The following is a 1,062-nucleotide window of genomic DNA, read 5'->3' as shown; positions in this document are numbered from 1 at the left end:
GGCGCTGGCGTTGCGCGCCAGTTCCGCGATGAGCGCCAGGCTGCCGCGATCCGGCGAACGCCGCGGATCGCAAGCAATGGCCAGGCGTGCGGGTGGAAACCGGCTGAGTTGTTCGAGCAATTTGTGCCGCGATTCACGGCTGTCGAGAATCCCCGCGTCGCTAACATTTTTTGGCAATTGCGGCGGCCACGGGCGTTGATCGTCCAGCTCGATGGCGACCAGTAACGCGCCCTCGCTTTGCAAGTCGCGGGTGCTGCTTTCCACTCGATGCAACTGCTCGGGCTCGGCATCGCTGATGCCCAGCCGTTCACTGCTGGGCATCAGCCTTTCGCGCAGTTGCGCATAGCCTGGCAGGTTCAGGTCCAGGCGCAATTTTGCCTGACCGGTTTTCCAGCGCCATAGGCAAAACAGTGCCAGGAGCAGGCGTGGAACAACTCCGTAGACCACCAGCACGCCGACTAGCCAGGTGGCCCAGGCTTGCCGGGCACTTTCAATATTCAGCGCCGCATCGCCGCTGGCGCGGATCATCTCGACCGTCGGAATGTTGAAACCGAGCAAGGCGGGCAGGGCGCCCAGGGCATGAGTCATGGCGACGAAGGTGTCGGCATCAAGCAGGGTTGTCTCCCAGACGAAGCCGTAGCGCCGTGTGGCCATCAGGGTCAGCAGCATTACCAGTGCGCTGAGCATTGCCAGCAACCACAGGCCGTTGACCAGCACGCCAATCGCCCAGCGATTGAGCTTATGTCGTTGCAGCAACAGCAACAGGGCGGGCGGCAGTTGCGCGGCTTTGGTGTCCCGGGCGAGTTTTTCGCTGAGCCACAGCCACAAACGACCTAGGCTGGCGCTGTGCTCGCCGGCGAACATCAGGCCAAGGGCCCAGCTCAGCAGTAAAATCAGGTTGAGGCCGAGCAGGCTGCCCATGGCCCAGAACACATTGACCGGGGGCTGCCCGTCGCCCAGAGCGGCAAGCGCCAGGCCGGCGCCGCTGATCAACGCCAGTGCAGCCAGGACAATCAGCGCCAGTCGAGCGCCTTGCAGCCAATGGCTGAGGGCGCTGCTCAG

At 63.7% G+C, this 1,062-nt stretch carries 1 protein-coding gene; it reads right to left on the bottom strand.

Annotation, left to right across the window (positions count from 1 at the left end; genetic code table 11):
- Positions 1–1,062, bottom strand: a 1,062-nt coding sequence (locus L9059_RS30575) for a DUF2868 domain-containing protein (protein ID WP_247296949.1), incomplete at both ends; no start/stop codon positions are given.

This window comes from Pseudomonas violetae (genome assembly GCF_023072615.1).
Taxonomy (GTDB): domain Bacteria; phylum Pseudomonadota; class Gammaproteobacteria; order Pseudomonadales; family Pseudomonadaceae; genus Aquipseudomonas; species Aquipseudomonas violetae.
Note: the sequence above shows the minus strand (reverse complement) of the source record. Positions and strands in the feature narration are given on the sequence as shown.